Annotated in this window: 14 protein-coding genes and 1 pseudogene; 8 read left to right on the forward strand and 7 right to left on the reverse strand. The window is 69.1% G+C overall.

From position 1 onward, the window contains the following. Positions 1-423: 423 nt before the first annotated feature. Positions 424-2,013, reverse strand: coding sequence for an IS1634 family transposase (locus tag R0145_RS02745; protein ID WP_317836559.1), 1,590 nt, complete (start codon positions 2,011-2,013; stop codon positions 424-426). Between the two features lie 68 nt (positions 2,014-2,081). Beyond that, positions 2,082-2,357, reverse strand: a complete 276-nt coding sequence (locus R0145_RS02750; protein ID WP_317838901.1) for a hypothetical protein — start codon at positions 2,355-2,357, stop codon at positions 2,082-2,084. Positions 2,358-2,447: 90 nt separating this feature from the next. Here R0145_RS02750 and R0145_RS02755 point away from each other — a divergent pair. Next, positions 2,448-3,955, forward strand: a pseudogene (locus tag R0145_RS02755) (IS1634 family transposase). Between the two features lie 227 nt (positions 3,956-4,182). Next, the gene (locus tag R0145_RS02760; RefSeq protein ID WP_317838902.1) at positions 4,183-5,136 is read left to right on the forward strand and encodes a GlxA family transcriptional regulator; all 954 of its coding nucleotides are present in this window, start codon (positions 4,183-4,185) and stop codon (positions 5,134-5,136) included. A 159-nt stretch (positions 5,137-5,295) separates the two neighbouring features. On the opposite strand, the gene R0145_RS02765 is transcribed toward R0145_RS02760, so the two are convergent. After that, positions 5,296-5,664, reverse strand: a complete 369-nt coding sequence (locus tag R0145_RS02765; RefSeq protein ID WP_317838903.1) for a VOC family protein — start codon at positions 5,662-5,664, stop codon at positions 5,296-5,298. An 87-nt stretch (positions 5,665-5,751) separates the two neighbouring features. Between R0145_RS02765 and R0145_RS02770 the strand changes: the two genes are divergently transcribed. Continuing rightward, positions 5,752-6,195: a MarR family winged helix-turn-helix transcriptional regulator gene (locus R0145_RS02770; protein WP_317838904.1), complete on the forward strand. Its 444-nt coding sequence runs from the start codon at positions 5,752-5,754 to the stop codon at positions 6,193-6,195. A 55-nt stretch (positions 6,196-6,250) separates the two neighbouring features. On the opposite strand, the gene R0145_RS02775 is transcribed toward R0145_RS02770, so the two are convergent. After that, positions 6,251-8,005, reverse strand: a complete 1,755-nt coding sequence (locus R0145_RS02775) for an MFS transporter (protein WP_317838905.1) — start codon at positions 8,003-8,005, stop codon at positions 6,251-6,253. Continuing rightward, complete coding sequence (locus tag R0145_RS02780; RefSeq protein ID WP_317838906.1) at positions 8,002-8,625, reverse strand: MarR family winged helix-turn-helix transcriptional regulator; 624 nt, start codon at positions 8,623-8,625, stop codon at positions 8,002-8,004. Before R0145_RS02780 ends, R0145_RS02775 begins: the two co-directional genes overlap by 4 nt. 156 nt (positions 8,626-8,781) lie before the next feature. On the opposite strand from R0145_RS02780, the gene R0145_RS02785 reads away from it, so the two are divergent. Together R0145_RS02785 and R0145_RS02790 are read left to right on the forward strand one after the other, a co-directional pair. Then, a complete protein-coding gene (locus R0145_RS02785; RefSeq protein ID WP_317838907.1) occupies positions 8,782-9,693 on the forward strand; it encodes a Gfo/Idh/MocA family oxidoreductase in 912 nt (303 codons plus the stop codon). A 232-nt stretch (positions 9,694-9,925) separates the two neighbouring features. Further along, positions 9,926-11,491 (forward strand): HNH endonuclease signature motif containing protein, encoded by a 1,566-nt coding sequence (locus tag R0145_RS02790; RefSeq protein WP_317838908.1) that lies wholly within the window; start codon positions 9,926-9,928, stop codon positions 11,489-11,491. A 10-nt stretch (positions 11,492-11,501) separates the two neighbouring features. On the opposite strand, the gene R0145_RS02795 is transcribed toward R0145_RS02790, so the two are convergent. Further along, positions 11,502-11,807, reverse strand: coding sequence for a hypothetical protein (locus R0145_RS02795; RefSeq protein ID WP_317838909.1), 306 nt, complete (start codon positions 11,805-11,807; stop codon positions 11,502-11,504). A gap of 187 nt (positions 11,808-11,994) precedes the next feature. Between R0145_RS02795 and R0145_RS02800 the strand changes: the two genes are divergently transcribed. After that, positions 11,995-12,144, forward strand: coding sequence for a hypothetical protein (locus R0145_RS02800; RefSeq protein ID WP_317838910.1), 150 nt, complete (start codon positions 11,995-11,997; stop codon positions 12,142-12,144). A gap of 191 nt (positions 12,145-12,335) precedes the next feature. Here R0145_RS02800 and R0145_RS02805 read toward each other — a convergent pair whose 3' ends face one another. Further along, on the reverse strand, positions 12,336-12,818 hold the full coding sequence (locus tag R0145_RS02805) for a MarR family winged helix-turn-helix transcriptional regulator (RefSeq protein WP_317838911.1): 483 nt from the start codon (positions 12,816-12,818) through the stop codon (positions 12,336-12,338). Between the two features lie 163 nt (positions 12,819-12,981). Here R0145_RS02805 and R0145_RS02810 point away from each other — a divergent pair, with 163 nt between their 5' ends. Continuing rightward, the gene (locus tag R0145_RS02810; RefSeq protein WP_317838912.1) at positions 12,982-14,352 is read left to right on the forward strand and encodes an MFS transporter; all 1,371 of its coding nucleotides are present in this window, start codon (positions 12,982-12,984) and stop codon (positions 14,350-14,352) included. 17 nt (positions 14,353-14,369) lie between these two features. Next, positions 14,370-14,948: a YbhB/YbcL family Raf kinase inhibitor-like protein gene (locus tag R0145_RS02815; RefSeq protein ID WP_317838913.1), complete on the forward strand. Its 579-nt coding sequence runs from the start codon at positions 14,370-14,372 to the stop codon at positions 14,946-14,948. The last annotated feature ends 25 nt before the right edge of the window (positions 14,949-14,973 follow it).

Below are 14,973 nucleotides of genomic sequence, written 5' to 3' on the forward strand. Positions count from 1 at the left end.
TCAGTGGGTCGTCAAGCTCACCAGCAGGCTCGGACAGGCCGTCGGACCCTTGATTCCACGCGGAAATCAGCCTCTCAACCCGAGGTCGCCTGTTCCCGCAACGCTCCATTGCGTCCACTAAAAGGGCCTGTGGCTAGGGTGAACACCTCGTCACAGGCCCTTCTGCCTGGCTATGAACCGACCAGCTCCGGCATGCCGTAGCTGGTCTCGATCGCCAGGTCGTAGGCGGTCTGGATGGCGAGCCAGGCGCGGGCGGTGCTGACGCCCGCAGTCTCCTGACGGACCGCCAGCTTCGATACGTGGTCCGCCCGTCGTGGCCCGTGGCCTACTGCCGGTCCGGTGCCTGCCGTTCCAGTCGTTCGGGCGCCGCGGCACGGGACGCGAGGAGGCCGCCGACGCCGGGCCCGAGTTCACACATTGGGGTTAGTGACCCCTGATTTTGTCGAGAATGGCTTGGACGTGGTCGGGGATCTCGGGCTCCAGGGTGAGGTGCTGGCCGTTGATCGTGACGGTCGCTGACCGGATCGGGCGCAGGGTCTGGACGAGTTTGCGGATGGTGACCCCGGACGCCTGTTGGAGGTGACGGCTGATCGCCAGCGCGGCGAACACGATGGTCAGGTGGGCCTCGATCGTGTCCCGGGTCTGGACGAACACCGGGCGGGCCCGCAGATCTGACTTGGTCAACCGGAACGACGCCTCGACCTGCCACAGGTCGTGGTAGGCCGTGATGACGGCCTGGCCGTCCATCGTGGCGACCGGCAGGTTCGTCACGTAGCCCTTCAGGCCGGCGAGCCGGCGGGCCCGGTCGATGGTGTCCTGGTTCAGCTGCTTGTCGGCACCGGCGACCTTCAGGAACCGGGCCCGCGAGACAGGCGCCTTGCCGGCGGCGATCTTCTCCGCCCGGGCGATCTGGGCATCGATCGCCTTGTCGTCACGCTTACGGCGCTTGAACGAGTACTGGTAGACGATCCGGCGTTCCCTGGCCGCCGACCCGGTCCCCATCACCCGACTCGATTCGAGGATCTGCCCGTCGGCGAACCAGTCTCCGTGACGTTCGAAGTGGTCGGCCAGGTCATAGGGCGCCTTCGTCAGCCGGGAGCCGACGATGAACGAGTACCCGGCGTCCTCCAGGGCGTTCAGGTTGCCCGCCGACAACATCCCGGCATCGGCGACCACCACGAGCTCGGCCAGTCCGTGACGGTCCCGGAAGGCCTTCAGGACCGGGATCAGGGTCTTGGTCTCCCCGATGCTGCCGTCGAACAGGTGGACCTCGAGCGGGAACCCGGACGGGTCGACCAGCAGCCCGACCTGAACCTGCGGATCGACCCTGTGCTCCTTGCTCATCCCGACCCGACGCAGGTCGTCCTCGTTGTCGTTCTCGAAGTGGAGGGTCGTGACGTCGTAGAGGATCAGGCCACCGGTGCCCTTGACGGCAGCCGAGTAGGCGGCGCAAGCGCGCGCCAGGCGGTCGCGGTAGTCGCGTTCCTTGACCCGGCGCAGGCACCGGTAGAGCGTGTTCAACGCCGGCGCCGCGACACCGATGTCGTCCAACACGCGCAGCGTGTCGCGTTTCGAGGTCGGCTCGATGATCCGCGCGCACACCAACGCCCGGAACGTGTCGTCCGCCAAGGCCTCGAACCCGAGCCGGCCATAGGCCTCGACCAGTAGATCCCACAACAGCAGTGAGGCCGTCCCCGAGACCCGCCCGCCGGCGGCCGTCTGGCGGGGCCGCCCACCGGTCGGTTCGACCGACAGCGTGTCGGCGGGACGGGTCCAGTCGGCAACATCGCCCAGCCGCGCCCCAGCCTGTTCGACCGGCCCCAGGTCCAGCATGTCCTGACCATCGGGGACCAGCCGTTCGCGGGCCGCGGCCATCAACAACCCCAACTCGGCGTCGGTATGCGCCGAACCGACGTGATCGACCGCGACGACCTGGCGGCCCTCACGCGTGACGATCTGAACCGCGACGGCTCCCGACGCGGTCCGGACCTTCCGTACGAACCGGGACCCCACCCGGGCAGACTACCGGCCCCCAAGGAGTTCTTAGTAACCCCTTTCACCACCCCGGACGGGAGAATCACCTAGCCAGACAAGCATTCACTGCCGAATCGACACGAGATGAGTGAACTCGGGCCGGGGATCAGGGCGAGCGGCCACACCCGATGGCCGCCGCCGATGACGAGGACGGCTGCGATGATCGTGATGGAGTAGGCCAACCCGTGCACGGGGCCCAGCACGTGCGAGACCTCCGGCCGATGCACGGTGGCGAGGTTCGCGAGCATCAGCAAGAGCGTGACAAGCTCCACCGTGCCGAGATCTGCAGGATGCGACGCGGACTCAAGCCCGAGTTGGTTCACGTAGCCGGATTTTCGAGGGCGAGATGGCTTTGACTAGGGGCGTTGATTCTCGGGGTGTGCACTAAGAAGTGTGGTCGGTAGCCTGTCACGGTGGGGTCGTTCGTGCGGAAGGTCAAGACTGGCTCGGGAGCGACGGCGGTCCAGATCGTGCACAAGCGTGGCAAGCAGCGTCTCGGGATCGATCACATCGGCTCCGCGCACGACGAGGCCGAACTGGAGTTGCTGCTGCAGGTCGCGCGTGAACGACTCGCCGCCGACCAAGACGAGCTCGACCTCGCGTGGGAGCCTGCTGGCCGCCCGCCGGGCCAAGCGGTGGTCGAATCGACCGCCTCCGCAGTGTTGTGGGACGCCCTGTCGGGTGTCTATGACGGGCTGGGGTTCGACGTGCTGGGCGATGAGTGCTTCCGCCAGCTGGTGTCAGCCAGGGTCGTGGAACCGACCTCGAAACTGGATTCCATCCGCGTGCTGGAGGGACTCGGCGTGGCGGCGCCCTCGTTGAGCACGATCAAACGGACGTTGCCCCGGATCAACGACCGCGACTACCGCGGCCAGCTCGCCCACGCCTGCTGGAATCACGTCAGCGCCCGCGGCGCGGTCGCATTGATCATGTACGACGTCACCACGCTCTACTTCGAGGCTGAGAACGAGGACACGCTGCGGAAGGTCGGCATGTCGAAGGAGCGCCGCGTCGATCCGCAGATCACCGTCGGGCTGTTGGTCGACCCGTCCGGCTTCCCCCTCGATCTGCACGTGTTCGAGGGGAACAAAGCCGAGACGACCACCCTGCTGCCCGTGATCGAGGCATTCCAAGCCCGCCACCAGGTGACCGACTTGGTCGTGGTGGCCGACGCGGGCATGTTGTCGGCGGCGAACCTGAACGCGCTGGAGGACGCCGGGTTCCGCTTCATCGTCGCCGCCCGGCAATCGAAGGCTCCCGCGGAGTTGGAGTCCCATTTCGAGGCCCACGGCAACTACCTGCCAGACGGCGAAACCTTTGAGGTCACCCGCCCGATGGGCATCGGGAAGGACCGCCGCGACCGGCGGGTCGTCTGGCACTACCTCGCCACCAGGGCCCGGCGTGACCAGCAGACGCTGAACAAGCAGATCGAGCGCGCCGAGAAGATCGCCACCGGCAAAGCACCCATCGGAAAACACCGCTTCATCAAGCTCGAGGGCGCCACCAAGGGCGTGGACTGGGCCCTGGTCGAACGCGCCCGCGCCGCTGCCGGGTTCAAAGGCTACGTCACCAACATCGAACCTTCGTGCTGGACGGGCCGGCCGTCGTGGCGGCCTACCGGGACCTGTGGCAGGTCGAGGCGTCGTTCCGGATGGCCAAGAGCGACCTGGCCGCCCGACCGATCTTCCACCGCACCCGCGACTCGATCGAGGCCCACCTCACCGTCGTGTTCGCCGCCCTCGCCGTCGGGCGCACGATCCAGGCCCGCACCGGACTGTCGATCAAGAAGTTCCTGCTGACCCTGCGGCCATTGCAGTCAGCAGTGATCAACACCGGCACCCAGACCATCACTGTCCCGCCGGCCATCCCGGTCGAGGCCCAGGCGATCCTCGACCTTCTCACCGGCGAGGGTGTGCACTAATTTGAGCCAACTCGGGTCGGGCGTGGCAAGGGCGAGCCGTGCGGAGGGCGGGAACATGCGCGCGGCGACAGCGACCGGACCGATGGCGAGGATCGCCGCGAGACATGCACCGACAGCAGGAAGGCGTTCACTCCCTCATCGTCGCGACCTGGGGCAAGCTCACACAATGGCGATCCAGCCATACTTCGCCTGTATCAGGCCATCGGGATGTGGTGTACGCTTCCGCTGTGTACTGCGTGGTGGTGCTGGCTCTTCCCGATGCGATTGCCTTCGATATGGCCATGCCGATCGAGGCGTTTGGCCGCGTACGCCTCCCGGACGGACGGCCGGGGTACCGCGTGCTCGTCGCGGGCCCGGAGACCTCGGTGCAGGCGGGTCCGCTGGAACTGCGGGTCGAGGAGGGCTTGGAGGCGCTGGAGTGGGCCGACCTCGTCGTGGTGCCGGGCCGCAACGATCCGCTGCAGCCGTCGCCTCCGGAGGTCCTGGCGGCCCTCCGTGCCGCGTACGACCGTGGGACGCGGATCGCGTCGATCTGTGTGGGGGCGTTCACGCTCGCCGAGGCGGGCCTCCTCGACGGCCGGAAGGCGACGACGCACTGGCTGACCGCAGACGAGTTCACCAGCCGGTATCCGGCGGTCCGGTTGGACCTCGATCAGCTCTACACCGACAACGGGAGCATCCTCACCTCCGCCGGTGCGGCCTCCGGGCTCGACCTGTGCCTGTACCTGGTGCAGCGGGACTACGGGATGGCCGTCGCCGCGGATGCCGCCCGCCTCGCGGTCGCGCCGCTGCACCGGTCCGGCGGGCAGGCGCAGTACATCCTCCGGAACCGCCCGACCTATCGGACGGCGACCCTCGAACCGGTCCTCGCCTGGATCGAGGCGCACGCGCACCGGGCCCTCACCCTCGCCGACATCGCGGCTGCGGCGGACACCAGTGTGCGGACGCTGGCCCGTCGGTTCAAGGACGAGACCGGGCAGAGCCCCATGCAGTGGGTGTCGGGGGTGCGCATTCGACACGCCCAGGAGCTGCTCGAGACGACCGACCACACGGTGGATCGGATCGCCGCCCAGACCGGGTTCTCCACCACGAGCAACTTCCGTGCCCAGTTCGCCCAAACCCTCGGCGTCACCCCCGGCGCGTACCGGAAGGCGTTCCGTCCCCGGCCGGCGGGCGGGTGAGGCGGGACGACCCGGCGCCGAGCCCGGTGAGCGCGACCGGGCGCTGGGCCGGGGTTGCGGTGGGGTTGTGAACTCTCCCGGAATCGCGCGCGTACGCAGCGACCAGAGGGGCCCACGACCTCGAGCCTCGTCCCGAGGCGTCCCACCGCGCCCCTGGTCTCAGGCCTTCGAGTGGATGGTGACGACGTAGCCGTCGGGGTCACGGAAGGCGAACTGGGTCCCGAAGGGACCCTCGAACGGCTCCTGGACGATCGGCACACCCGCCTCGACCAGCCGCGCGTGCAAGCCGTCGGCGTCGGCATTGTGGAACCAGACGCCTATGCCTGCGCCGAGCTGGCCGACGGCGTCGAGGTCCACGCCCGGGAACGGGTCGCGCACCGCGAACGAGACGTCGCCGGCGGAGAACACGGCCGCGGCCGGGTTCGGTACCGGGAGCCGGATCAGCCCGACCGTCTCCTCGTAGAACGTCGCGGACGCCTCGCGGTCGCGTACCTGGAACGACACGAAATCGGGGCCACTGGTTGTCATGAGCTTCCTCCACTTCCTCGGATCACTTGTTCCTGGATCACTTGTGTCAATACTCTGACACTTAGGAGAGTGTGTCAAACTGTTGACATGGAAGAGGTGGGTGGCCGCACCGTGCCGGAGGAACTGGGCGTGCTGATCAAGGAGACGCAGGCCGTGTTGCACCAGCGGATGGACGAGGTGCTGCGTCCGCTCGCGCTGAGTGTGCCGCAGTACGCGTGCCTGCAGGCCCTGCAGGACACCCCGGGCATCACCGGCTCCGACCTCGCCCGGCGCGCGTTCGTCTCCCGTCAGTCGATGAACGTCCTGATCCAGGGCCTCGAGAAGCGTGGTCTGGTCGAGCGGTCCGACGCCCCCGGTCCGCGCCGGGAACGCGCCACGATCCTCACGCCCGCAGCCGTTGCGCTGCTGGTGCAGGCACGTGTCGAGGTCGCTGGTGTGGTCGGGACGATGACCGACCGGCTTGACGGGGCCGACCGCGATCGGCTCCGTGCACTGCTCGCCAGCTGCCGCGACGCGCTGCTGGGATCGTGACGCGGACTCTCCCGGCGCTCTGCCGGACCCCCACGGCGCCGGGCGGGGGGTGCGCTCAGTCCCGCTCGCCGCCCACCTCGACGGCCACCGGCTCGACATGGGCCGCCGTCCCGATCACCCGGACATGCTTGCCGCGGGCGAGCGAGGCCAGCGCCCCGACGAAGCTCATCACGGCGGCCGCCAGGAACACGATCACCAGGCCGGACTGGAACGGCGCCGAGATGAGCTGCGGGAAGAACTGCTGCCCGGTCAGGACACCGACATCCGCGGCCGGAAGCTTGTCCAGCACCCCGGTCGGCTCGAGCATCGACCGGATCGGGTTGTAGCCCAGGAAGGCGGCGAACAGGCTGCCGGTGGGAGGCAGGTTCGCGATCCGGGTGGCGACCCCGGCGGGGACATTGTGGGCGGTGAGGCCCGCGTAGAGCGCGGTCGGCAGGGTCCCGGCCAGGCCGGCGATCATCAGGGAGAAGAAGACACCGATCGACAGCGAACTGCCGGCGTTCGTGAACGTGCTCGACATGCCCGACGCGATGCCACGTTCGGAGGCACGTACGCTGCTCATCACGGTGGACCGGTTGGGCGCCGCGAACATGCCCGAACCGACCCCGTTGAGGAAGCACACCACGGCGAAGAGCCAGTAGGGGAAGTTCACCGGGATCATCAGGAACCCGAGGAAGGTGACGCCGACCAGGGTCAGACCCAACGGGGCGAAGATCCGCGACCCCAGCCGGTCGGAGATCATCCCCGACAACGGTCCGGCGATGATGAACCCGACCGTCAGCGGCAGCATGTAGATGCCCGCCCACAGCGGGGTGTCCTCGTACGCGTAACCGTGCAGCGGCAGCCAGATGCCCTGCAGCCAGATGATCAGCATGAACTGGAGGCCGCCCCGCGCCACCGCCGACAGGAAGGCCGAGAGGTTGCCGAAGGCGAACACCCGGATCCGGAACAACCGTACGTCCACCATCGGGTTGGGGATCCTGCTCTCGTACCAGACGAAGGCCACGAGGATGGCGAGGCCACCGACGATGCCGGCGATCACCCAGGGGTTGCCCCAGCCGTCCATCCGGTCGCCGTACGGCTGGATGCCGTAGGTGATGCCGATCAGCAGCGCGGTCAGACCGCCGGCGAAGAGGAGATTGCCGATCGCGTCGAGCGACTCCTTGCCCGCCGCGAGGCGGGCTCGCTCACCCGTCTCCCGGAGCGAGAGGTAGGCCCACACCGTGCCGATGATGCCGACCGGGACCGAGACCAGGAACACCCAGCGCCAGTGCAGGGCCGCCATCAGGCCGCCGAGCACCAGCCCGACGAAGGTGCCGGCGAGGCCGGCCACCTGGTTGATGCCCATCGCGGTCCCGCGCTTTCCGGCCGGGAAGGCGTCGGTGATGATCGCGGTCGAGTTGGCGAAGATCATCGACCCGCCGACGGCCTGGACGAGCCGCCACAGGATCAGCCAGACCGCGCCGGCGCCGCCGACGTACGGGTCGACCGACAGGGCGATCGCGGCGAGGGTGAAGACGAGGAAGCCGAGGTTGTAGACGCGCACCCGTCCGTACAGGTCGCCGAGCCGCCCGAAGGTGGTCACCAGGACGGCGGTCACCAGCAGGTACCCCATCAGCATCCACAGCAGATAGCTCACGTTGCCGGCCTGGAGGGGATCCAGCCGGATGCCGTTGAAGATGGCCGGCATGGCGATCATCACGATCGAGCCGTTGATCGACGCCATCAGGGCGCCCAGGGTGGTGTTCGACAGGGCGACCCATTTGTAGCGCTCGGGATGCAGGGCGTGGATACGCGTGGTGGGACTCATCGGATGGCTCCCCGTTCCTCTACTTGGGCGGTCGATTCGTCTTCGTGGGTGGTCGATACCGGGTCTTCGTGGGTGGTCGATACCGGGTCTTCGTGGGTGGTCGGCCTCGTGCCCGGGCCTCGTTCCGTCGGTGTCGTGTCCGGTTCCGGGACCTCGGTCGGGGGTGGGCCGAGCCGTCGTGGCGCGAGCAGTTCGGCCTGCCGGTCGACGATCGCGTCGAGGACCCGCCGGAAGGTGTCGCGGTCGGCGTCGGGGACCCCCTCGAACAGTTCCTCCTCGAGCCACTGGATGGCCGGCCACACCTGCTCGAGCAACTCGTCGGCCGCCGGGGTGGTTCGAGCCAGGAGGCATCGCCCGCCCGCGGGGTCGGGCGTACGTTCCACCCGGCCGTCCTGTTCGAGGACGGAGAGCATCCCGGCGACCGATGCCGGGGTGATGCGCACCAACCGGGCGAGCTCCGCGCCGGAGATCCCCGGGTTGTCGGCGAGGTGGCGAAGCATCGAATACTGGGCGATGGTCAGCCCGAACGGACGCAGTGTCCCGTCCGCAAGGGTGCGTACGGCGAGGTGGGCGCGCTTCAACGGACCCAACAGGGTGGTACGGCGATCCGGTCTGACCATGGTTCCTATCTTAGGTTCCTTATATTGGCTGTGTGGCTGGGTGAGGGGACTCCCGGCGGGGTGGGGCAGGGATACCCGGGCTCGTGCCCGACGTGTGTTCGGGCCCGCGAGAGCGGGGGTGGTGTGGCGCCAGGGGCAGTGTGGCAGGGTGAACGGGTGAGAGTCGGATGCATCGGACTGGGCGACATCGCCCGGAAGGCCTATCTGCCCGTGCTGGGCGGCCTGGCGGACGTCGAACTCCACGTGCAGACCCGGACCCCGTCGACCCTCACCGCGGTAGCCGACGGTCTGCACCTGCCCGGACCGCAGCGCCACGCCGATCTGGAGTCGTTGCTCGATGCCGGCCTGGACGCCGCGTTCATCCACGCGCCGACCGAGGCTCACCCCCGGATCGTGACGCAGCTGCTGCAGGCCGGCGTCCCGACCTATGTCGACAAGCCGCTCGCCGATGACCTGCAGACCTGCAGCCGGTTGGTGGCGCTCGCCGAGCAGCGGAACACGTCCTTGATGGTGGGGTTCAACCGGCGCTTCGCCCCCGGTTACGCGGGGTGTCGCGACCACCCGCGGGACCTCATCGTGATGCAGAAGAATCGCCCCGGGCCCGCCGCCGGGGCGCGCCGGACGGTCTTCGACGACTTCATCCACGTCGTCGACACGCTGCGTTTCCTCGTCCCCGGCGAGGTCACGGAGGTGGCGACGCGACATCGCGTACGGGAGGGCCGGCTCGAGCACGTGGTCCTGCAGTTGTCGGGGGAGGGGTTCACTGCCCTGGGGGTGATGAACCGCGTCGCCGGCGTCACCGAGGAGGTGCTCGAGGTCTCCGGCCAGGGGCGCAAGCGAGTCGTACGGGACCTGGCCGACGTGATCGACCACCCCGACGGCCTGCCCACCCTGCGCCGCCGGCCGGACTGGGTGCCCGTGCCGCGGCAGCGCGGCATCGAACAGGCCGTCCTGGCGTTCCTGGACGCGGTGCGTGCGGGCACCGTCCTGTCGGCGCGCGATGCCCTGACCACCCACGCGTTGTGTGAGGACATTGTGGCCCCGCTGGAGGCGTCGGCAGCGGGGTGACGGGTTCCGCGGGGTGACGGGTTCCGCGGGGCACGCGTCCTCGTCGCGCTCGTGCGCTCCGTCACTCCTCCTTCTGCTCTGTGTCCGTTCCGCCTGCTGCCCTCCTGCAGTCCTTCCCTTCTGCAGTCGTTCCCTTCTGCAGTCGTTCCCTTCTGCAGATTCCGCTCCGGAACGTCAGACCTGCGTGCCAGTCTGGGGGTGTTATCGGATATTTGTTCGTATAGGGGGAGTCGTGTGGGACTGGTCGGACGCCGTCGGCGCGGATCGGATGCCGCGGGAACAGGCCGAGGATGTCGGGGTCGGCATCCAGGGCGCCGCGACGGCACAGGCGCGATGCGATGCCCGCCTGTTGGAGTTGGTCGGCGAGTTCGATGCCGGCCTGGGCTGGGCCTGGTTCGACGGGATCACCTCGTGTGCGCACTGGTTGACGTGGGCTTGTTCGATGGGTCCGGGGGCGGCCCGGGAGCATCTGCGCGTCGCGCGGGCGCTGCGTTCGATGCCGATGGTGGCGGCACGGTTCGCCGAGGGCGAGTTCACCTATTCGAAGGTGCGTGAGTTGACCCGGGTGGCGGGCCGGGTCGAGGAAGCGGAGCTGTGTGAGCTCGCCAGCCTGCAGACGGCGTCGCAGTTGGCGCGGACTGTTCGGCGGTATCGGGCTCAGGACGGCACTCACCTGGCTCACCTCGCCCGCCGCCGATTGTCGTGGCGGGAGACCGATGACGGCATGGTGCGACTCAGCGTCACCCTGTTGCCGGAGGAGGCCGCCGTCCTCCGTGGTGCGGTGGAGGCTGCGACCGACCGGCAGCTCGACACTCCTGACTTCGTCGATTCGCCCGGCGCCACTGATTCGCCTGGCACCGCCGATGCTCCCGACGTCTCAGCCGTTCTCCGGCCCGCCGAGCCCGCTGTCGGGTCTGAGTCACCAGGTGCTCCGAGCCCTGAGCGGGAGGTGGATCGACCGGTGATCGATCCGGTGGCCGGGTTATGTGAGGTGGCCCGGGGATATCTGGAAACTGTTCCCGCCACCTACACCGATGATCCCCACCTGGTCGTCGTGCACGTGGATGCCGAATCCCTGGCCAGCGTCGGTGCCGCCGCCGACGTCTATGCGGCCGACGTCCGTGCCGCCGAGGTGTCTGCCGGCGGTGATGGCCCTGACGACGTGAACGGCGCGGCTGGCCCGGACGTTCCCGCGGGAACGTCCGGCGATGCCGGGCCGCGGCACGGCGCCGGGCGGGCGTGGGTCGAGCGCGGCGGGCCGGTCGAGGTCGCCACCGCGGCGCGGCACGCCTGTGACGGGCGGGTGGTCGGGATGATCATCGACCGCAACGGTGATGTGCTGGCCATGGGCCGCACCCGGCGGTTGGCCTCACCGTCGCAGCGGCGTGCCCTGCGGGTACGCGACAGATCCTGCCAGTTCCCCGGTTGCGCCCAACACCGCCGGCTCAAGGCCCACCACATCGTGTCCTGGGCGCAGGGAGGCCCGACCGATCTCAGCAACCTGGTCCTGCTGTGCCAGGCCCACCACACCTACGTCCACGAAGGAGGTGTCAGTCTGGCGGGCCGGCCCGGCGCCTGGGAGTTCACCCTGCCGGACGGACGCACGATCGGCAGGGACGGCCCGGCCACTGCGGGGGCGCGGCCCGACCCTGAGGAGATCGACGAGATCGTATGGTCCGCTGTGGCGGCCGCCGCCGCACAACCCGACCGGGTCTTCCCCTCCGGTGCCGGCGCCGGCTTCCGGCTCACTGAGTGCGTCCAACGGCTCTTCGACATCCAACTACCAGCAGCCGCCTGATCGGTGGTGGTCAGAGGCCCTTGGCGTCCCTCATGCGCTCGGGCGTCCAGTACTCGGCGACTGCCTGGTTGATGGCGTCTTCCCTCGTCAGCCCCTGGTCCATCAGTTCCCTGACCCGCGCCTCCACCTCAGGGGTCAGCGGCGCGGAGGTGGCTGTGGAATCGCTGGACACCGCCCCCGGAGCCGCTGGAGGGGGCCCGGGTACGTCCGCGCGGTCGCACCCGGCTACGGCGACCGTGGCGACGACCACCGCTGCTCCGGCGACGATGGTGTGTACGCACCTGGTGCGGTGCCGCTGCCGAATGTTCCACGTCATAGCGTCCTCCGATGGGCCACGCATTCCGAGACGGGACGACACCCGACCAAGCGCCGGCCGCGGTGACATCGCCCAGACTACGGGTGAGCGGGGTTCGCGGTACGGTGGCGAACTCCGCCGCGTGGCTGAGGTGCGCCGTGACCCAGGACCTCGAGAGGTTGATTCGGTACCGATAGGAGTGGTCGTCGTGGTCGGACGATTCAGTTTCGACTCCTACGTGCAATTCGGCGGATCACCAATGGCCGCGTCGGTCTTTGATCTGCTGCTGCCCGGAGCAATGGCCGCCGCCGCGTTCGCCACCCTGATCGGGTTCGCGCTCGCGGTGATCGTGATCTAGGTCATGCTGGCCGGGCCGCTCCAGGTCGCGCTGGTCGTGGAGCCATGAACCGTGATCCGGCGGGCCGGTCGATGCGGTGCCTACCGGGCGCGTCCCCTGCCGCCGTACGCGTCGGCGCAGCCCCTGCAGCGCCACCGACGGGCTGCACTCCGTTGCTCCGGGCCGAGGGCGGGCGCCGGCCCCGGCGACGGCTAGTCGTTCGCTGCCAACTTGCGGAGGATCGGGATCACCGCAGCGAGCCGTGTGCGTTCGTCGGGCTCGAGGGCGGCTAGCTGGCCGTCGAACCAGCCCTCCATTCGGGCCCGTACGTCGGCGGCGACCGTCGCCCCGGTGTCTGTCGCGCTCAGCAACACGCGACGCCCGTCGGCGGGGTCCTTCGAGCGATCGACGTAGTGGAGCTCCTCGAGACGGCGAATGGTCTGACTCATCGAGCCGAGAGAGACTCCGGCGTGCTCGCAGAGCGCGGTGAGGGTCTGCGGCCCCTTCTTCTGGAGCCGCAACAGGACGCTTGTCGCGGCGTCGCCGAGCTCACCCGGCGGCCGGTGTGAGCGATAGCGGCGGTACAAGGCGGAGACCAGCGTCCGCAGTTCGGCGCCGAGCGCCCCGATACCGGCTTCTGTGACGCCGGCTTCTGCGGCAACGGCTTCTGCGTCGACGCTTGCTCCGTCTCCCATGGATGCTTACTATACCTCAGTAGTTAATTAGTGATACTAAGGATTTCGCATGTCAAGGGAACAAGGAAGATCGTGGGAGACGGATGCTGCAGCGCGCGACGATCTGGATCGCCCCGCGCGCGATGGGCTGGGCGAGTCGAACGCCGTGCGTGACGAGAGGAGCTTGTTCGGCTGGCGTTTCACCGCCCCGCTGATGCTCGCGTCGACCCTGAACCCGATCAACAGCTCGATGCTGGCAACAGGACTCACCAGCATGGCGCGCGACTTCGCCATCGGCCCGGGAACGGCGGCAGCGCTGGTCTCGGTGCTGTACCTGTGCGCTGCGATCATGCAGCCCACGTTCGGCAAGCTCGGCGCCGTCCTGGGCGCCCGGCGGGTCTTCCTGACCGGGCTCGCCATCGTCCTCGTCGGTGGGGTCGTCGGCACGTTCGCGCCATCGTTCGGCTGGCTCCTGGTGTCGCGGGCCCTGCTGGGCGTGGGGACGTCGGCGGCTTTTCCCACCTCGATGGCGCTCGTACGCCACCGTGCCGACGAGGCCGGCCTGAGCGCGCCGACCCGGGTCATCGGTTCCTTCTCCATTGCCGCCCAGGTCACTGTGGTCCTCGGGCTGCCGCTCGGCGGCCTGCTGACCAGCGCCTTCGGCTGGCGGGCCCTGTTCGCGGTGAACGTGCCGCTCGCCCTGTCGGCCCTCCTCGCCGTGCTCCGCTGGGTCGACCATGACCGCCCCGCCGAGCGATCAGCTCCGCGCGCCGTCCTGGCCGCCCTCGACCTCCCCGGCATCGGGCTTTTCGCCGGCGCGACCGTCTGTCTGCTCCTGTTCCTCGGTGACCTGCAGCACCCGTCCTGGCCACTGCTGGCGGCAGCGGTCCTCCTCCTTGCCCTCCTGGTCATCCGGGAGCTCCGGGTGCCCGAGCCACTCATCGACGTCCGCACTCTCATCCGTCACCCTGCGCTCGCGCGTACGTACCTGCGTCAGCTCATCGCCGGGCTTGCCGTCTACACCGCCCTGTACGGCGTCAGTCAGTGGATGGGGGAGGCGGCCGGGCTCGGTGCGGCATCCGTGGGGGTGATCATGATCCCCCTGTCCGCGATCTCGGTCGTCCTGGCTCGTCTCGTCTCCACCCGCGGATGGGTGCGGCCGGCGCTGGTGTCCGGCGCGCTCACCGTCATCGCGGCCGGCGCGGTCCTCATGGTGGTGCAGGCAGACATGCCTGGGCTCGTCGCCGTTCTCGTCGGCATGTCCGTGCTGTTCGGCGCCGCCAACGGCCTCACGAATGTGGCCATCCAGACTGCCCTCTACCTCCAGGCGCCCGCCGAGCAGATCGGCACCGCCTCCGGGCTGCTTCGGACGTTCGGCTACATCGGCGCGATCTTCTCCTCCAGCCTGATGACGATCACCTTCGGCGACCACGCCACCGACGCCGGCCTCCACCTGCAGGGCGCGATCGTCATTGCTCTCGGCACCATCCTCGTCCTGCTCTCCTTCGACCGACGCCTCCCTGTCGCCGCCCCGCGGGCACCACGCACCGCCTGACCCGGATCGGACCACTCATGCCCAGGCTTCTCGACGTCCTCCTCACGCCCCTCGGCTGGGCGCTGCGCCGCCACCGCTCCGGCGAGAAGCACAGCGTCCTCTCCCGGCCCGGCTGGGATGCCCCCGCCACCATCACGCTGACCAGTGACTCCTTCGATCAGGGGGGACGTATCGCTGACCGGCATTCCCTGCCGGGGCGCGGGCAGAACGTCTCACCGCAGCTGAGCTGGTCCGGCATCCCGACCGCGGCCCGGCAGCTGCTGCTGGTCTTCGAGGACCTCGACTTCCCCTTCGACCGGCCCGGAGTCCACAGCATCGGACTGCTGCCACCCGACGTGCCCGGCGTCGCCGAGGGCGGCCTCACTCCGGACCACGGACCCGTCCGCTGGATCCCCACCCGTGACGGCACGCGGATCGGATATGCCGGCCCACGTCCCCTCCCCGGCCACGGAACCCACCACTACCGCTTCCACCTGATCGCGCTCGACGCGACGATCGACGCGTACGTCGCGCTCCCCGACATCGAGACCCTCGACGCGTGCGTCGCCGGACACACCATCGCCCGTGGCACCCTCGAAGGACACCAGCGCGGGTAGTGATGCGGATGAGGGTGCGCGCCCG

Source organism: Raineyella sp. W15-4 (assembly GCF_033170155.1).
Classification (GTDB): Bacteria; Actinomycetota; Actinomycetes; order Propionibacteriales; family Propionibacteriaceae; genus Raineyella.

What these genes read in the sequence shown, in the direction of transcription:
- R0145_RS02765 (WP_317838903.1), bottom strand. Translation starts at nt 5,664, where the DNA reads ATGACAACCAGTGGCCCCGATTTCGTGTCGTTCCAGGTACGCGACCGC.
- R0145_RS02775 (WP_317838905.1), bottom strand. Translation starts at nt 8,005, where the DNA reads ATGAGTCCCACCACGCGTATCCACGCCCTGCATCCCGAGCGCTACAAA.
- R0145_RS02805 (WP_317838911.1), bottom strand. Translation starts at nt 12,818, where the DNA reads ATGGGAGACGGAGCAAGCGTCGACGCAGAAGCCGTTGCCGCAGAAGCC.
- R0145_RS02780 (WP_317838906.1), bottom strand. Translation starts at nt 8,625, where the DNA reads ATGGTCAGACCGGATCGCCGTACCACCCTGTTGGGTCCGTTGAAGCGC.
- R0145_RS02795 (WP_317838909.1), bottom strand. Translation starts at nt 11,807, where the DNA reads ATGACGTGGAACATTCGGCAGCGGCACCGCACCAGGTGCGTACACACC.
- R0145_RS02815 (WP_317838913.1), top strand. Translation starts at nt 14,370, where the DNA reads ATGCCCAGGCTTCTCGACGTCCTCCTCACGCCCCTCGGCTGGGCGCTG.
- R0145_RS02770 (WP_317838904.1), top strand. Translation starts at nt 5,752, where the DNA reads ATGGAAGAGGTGGGTGGCCGCACCGTGCCGGAGGAACTGGGCGTGCTG.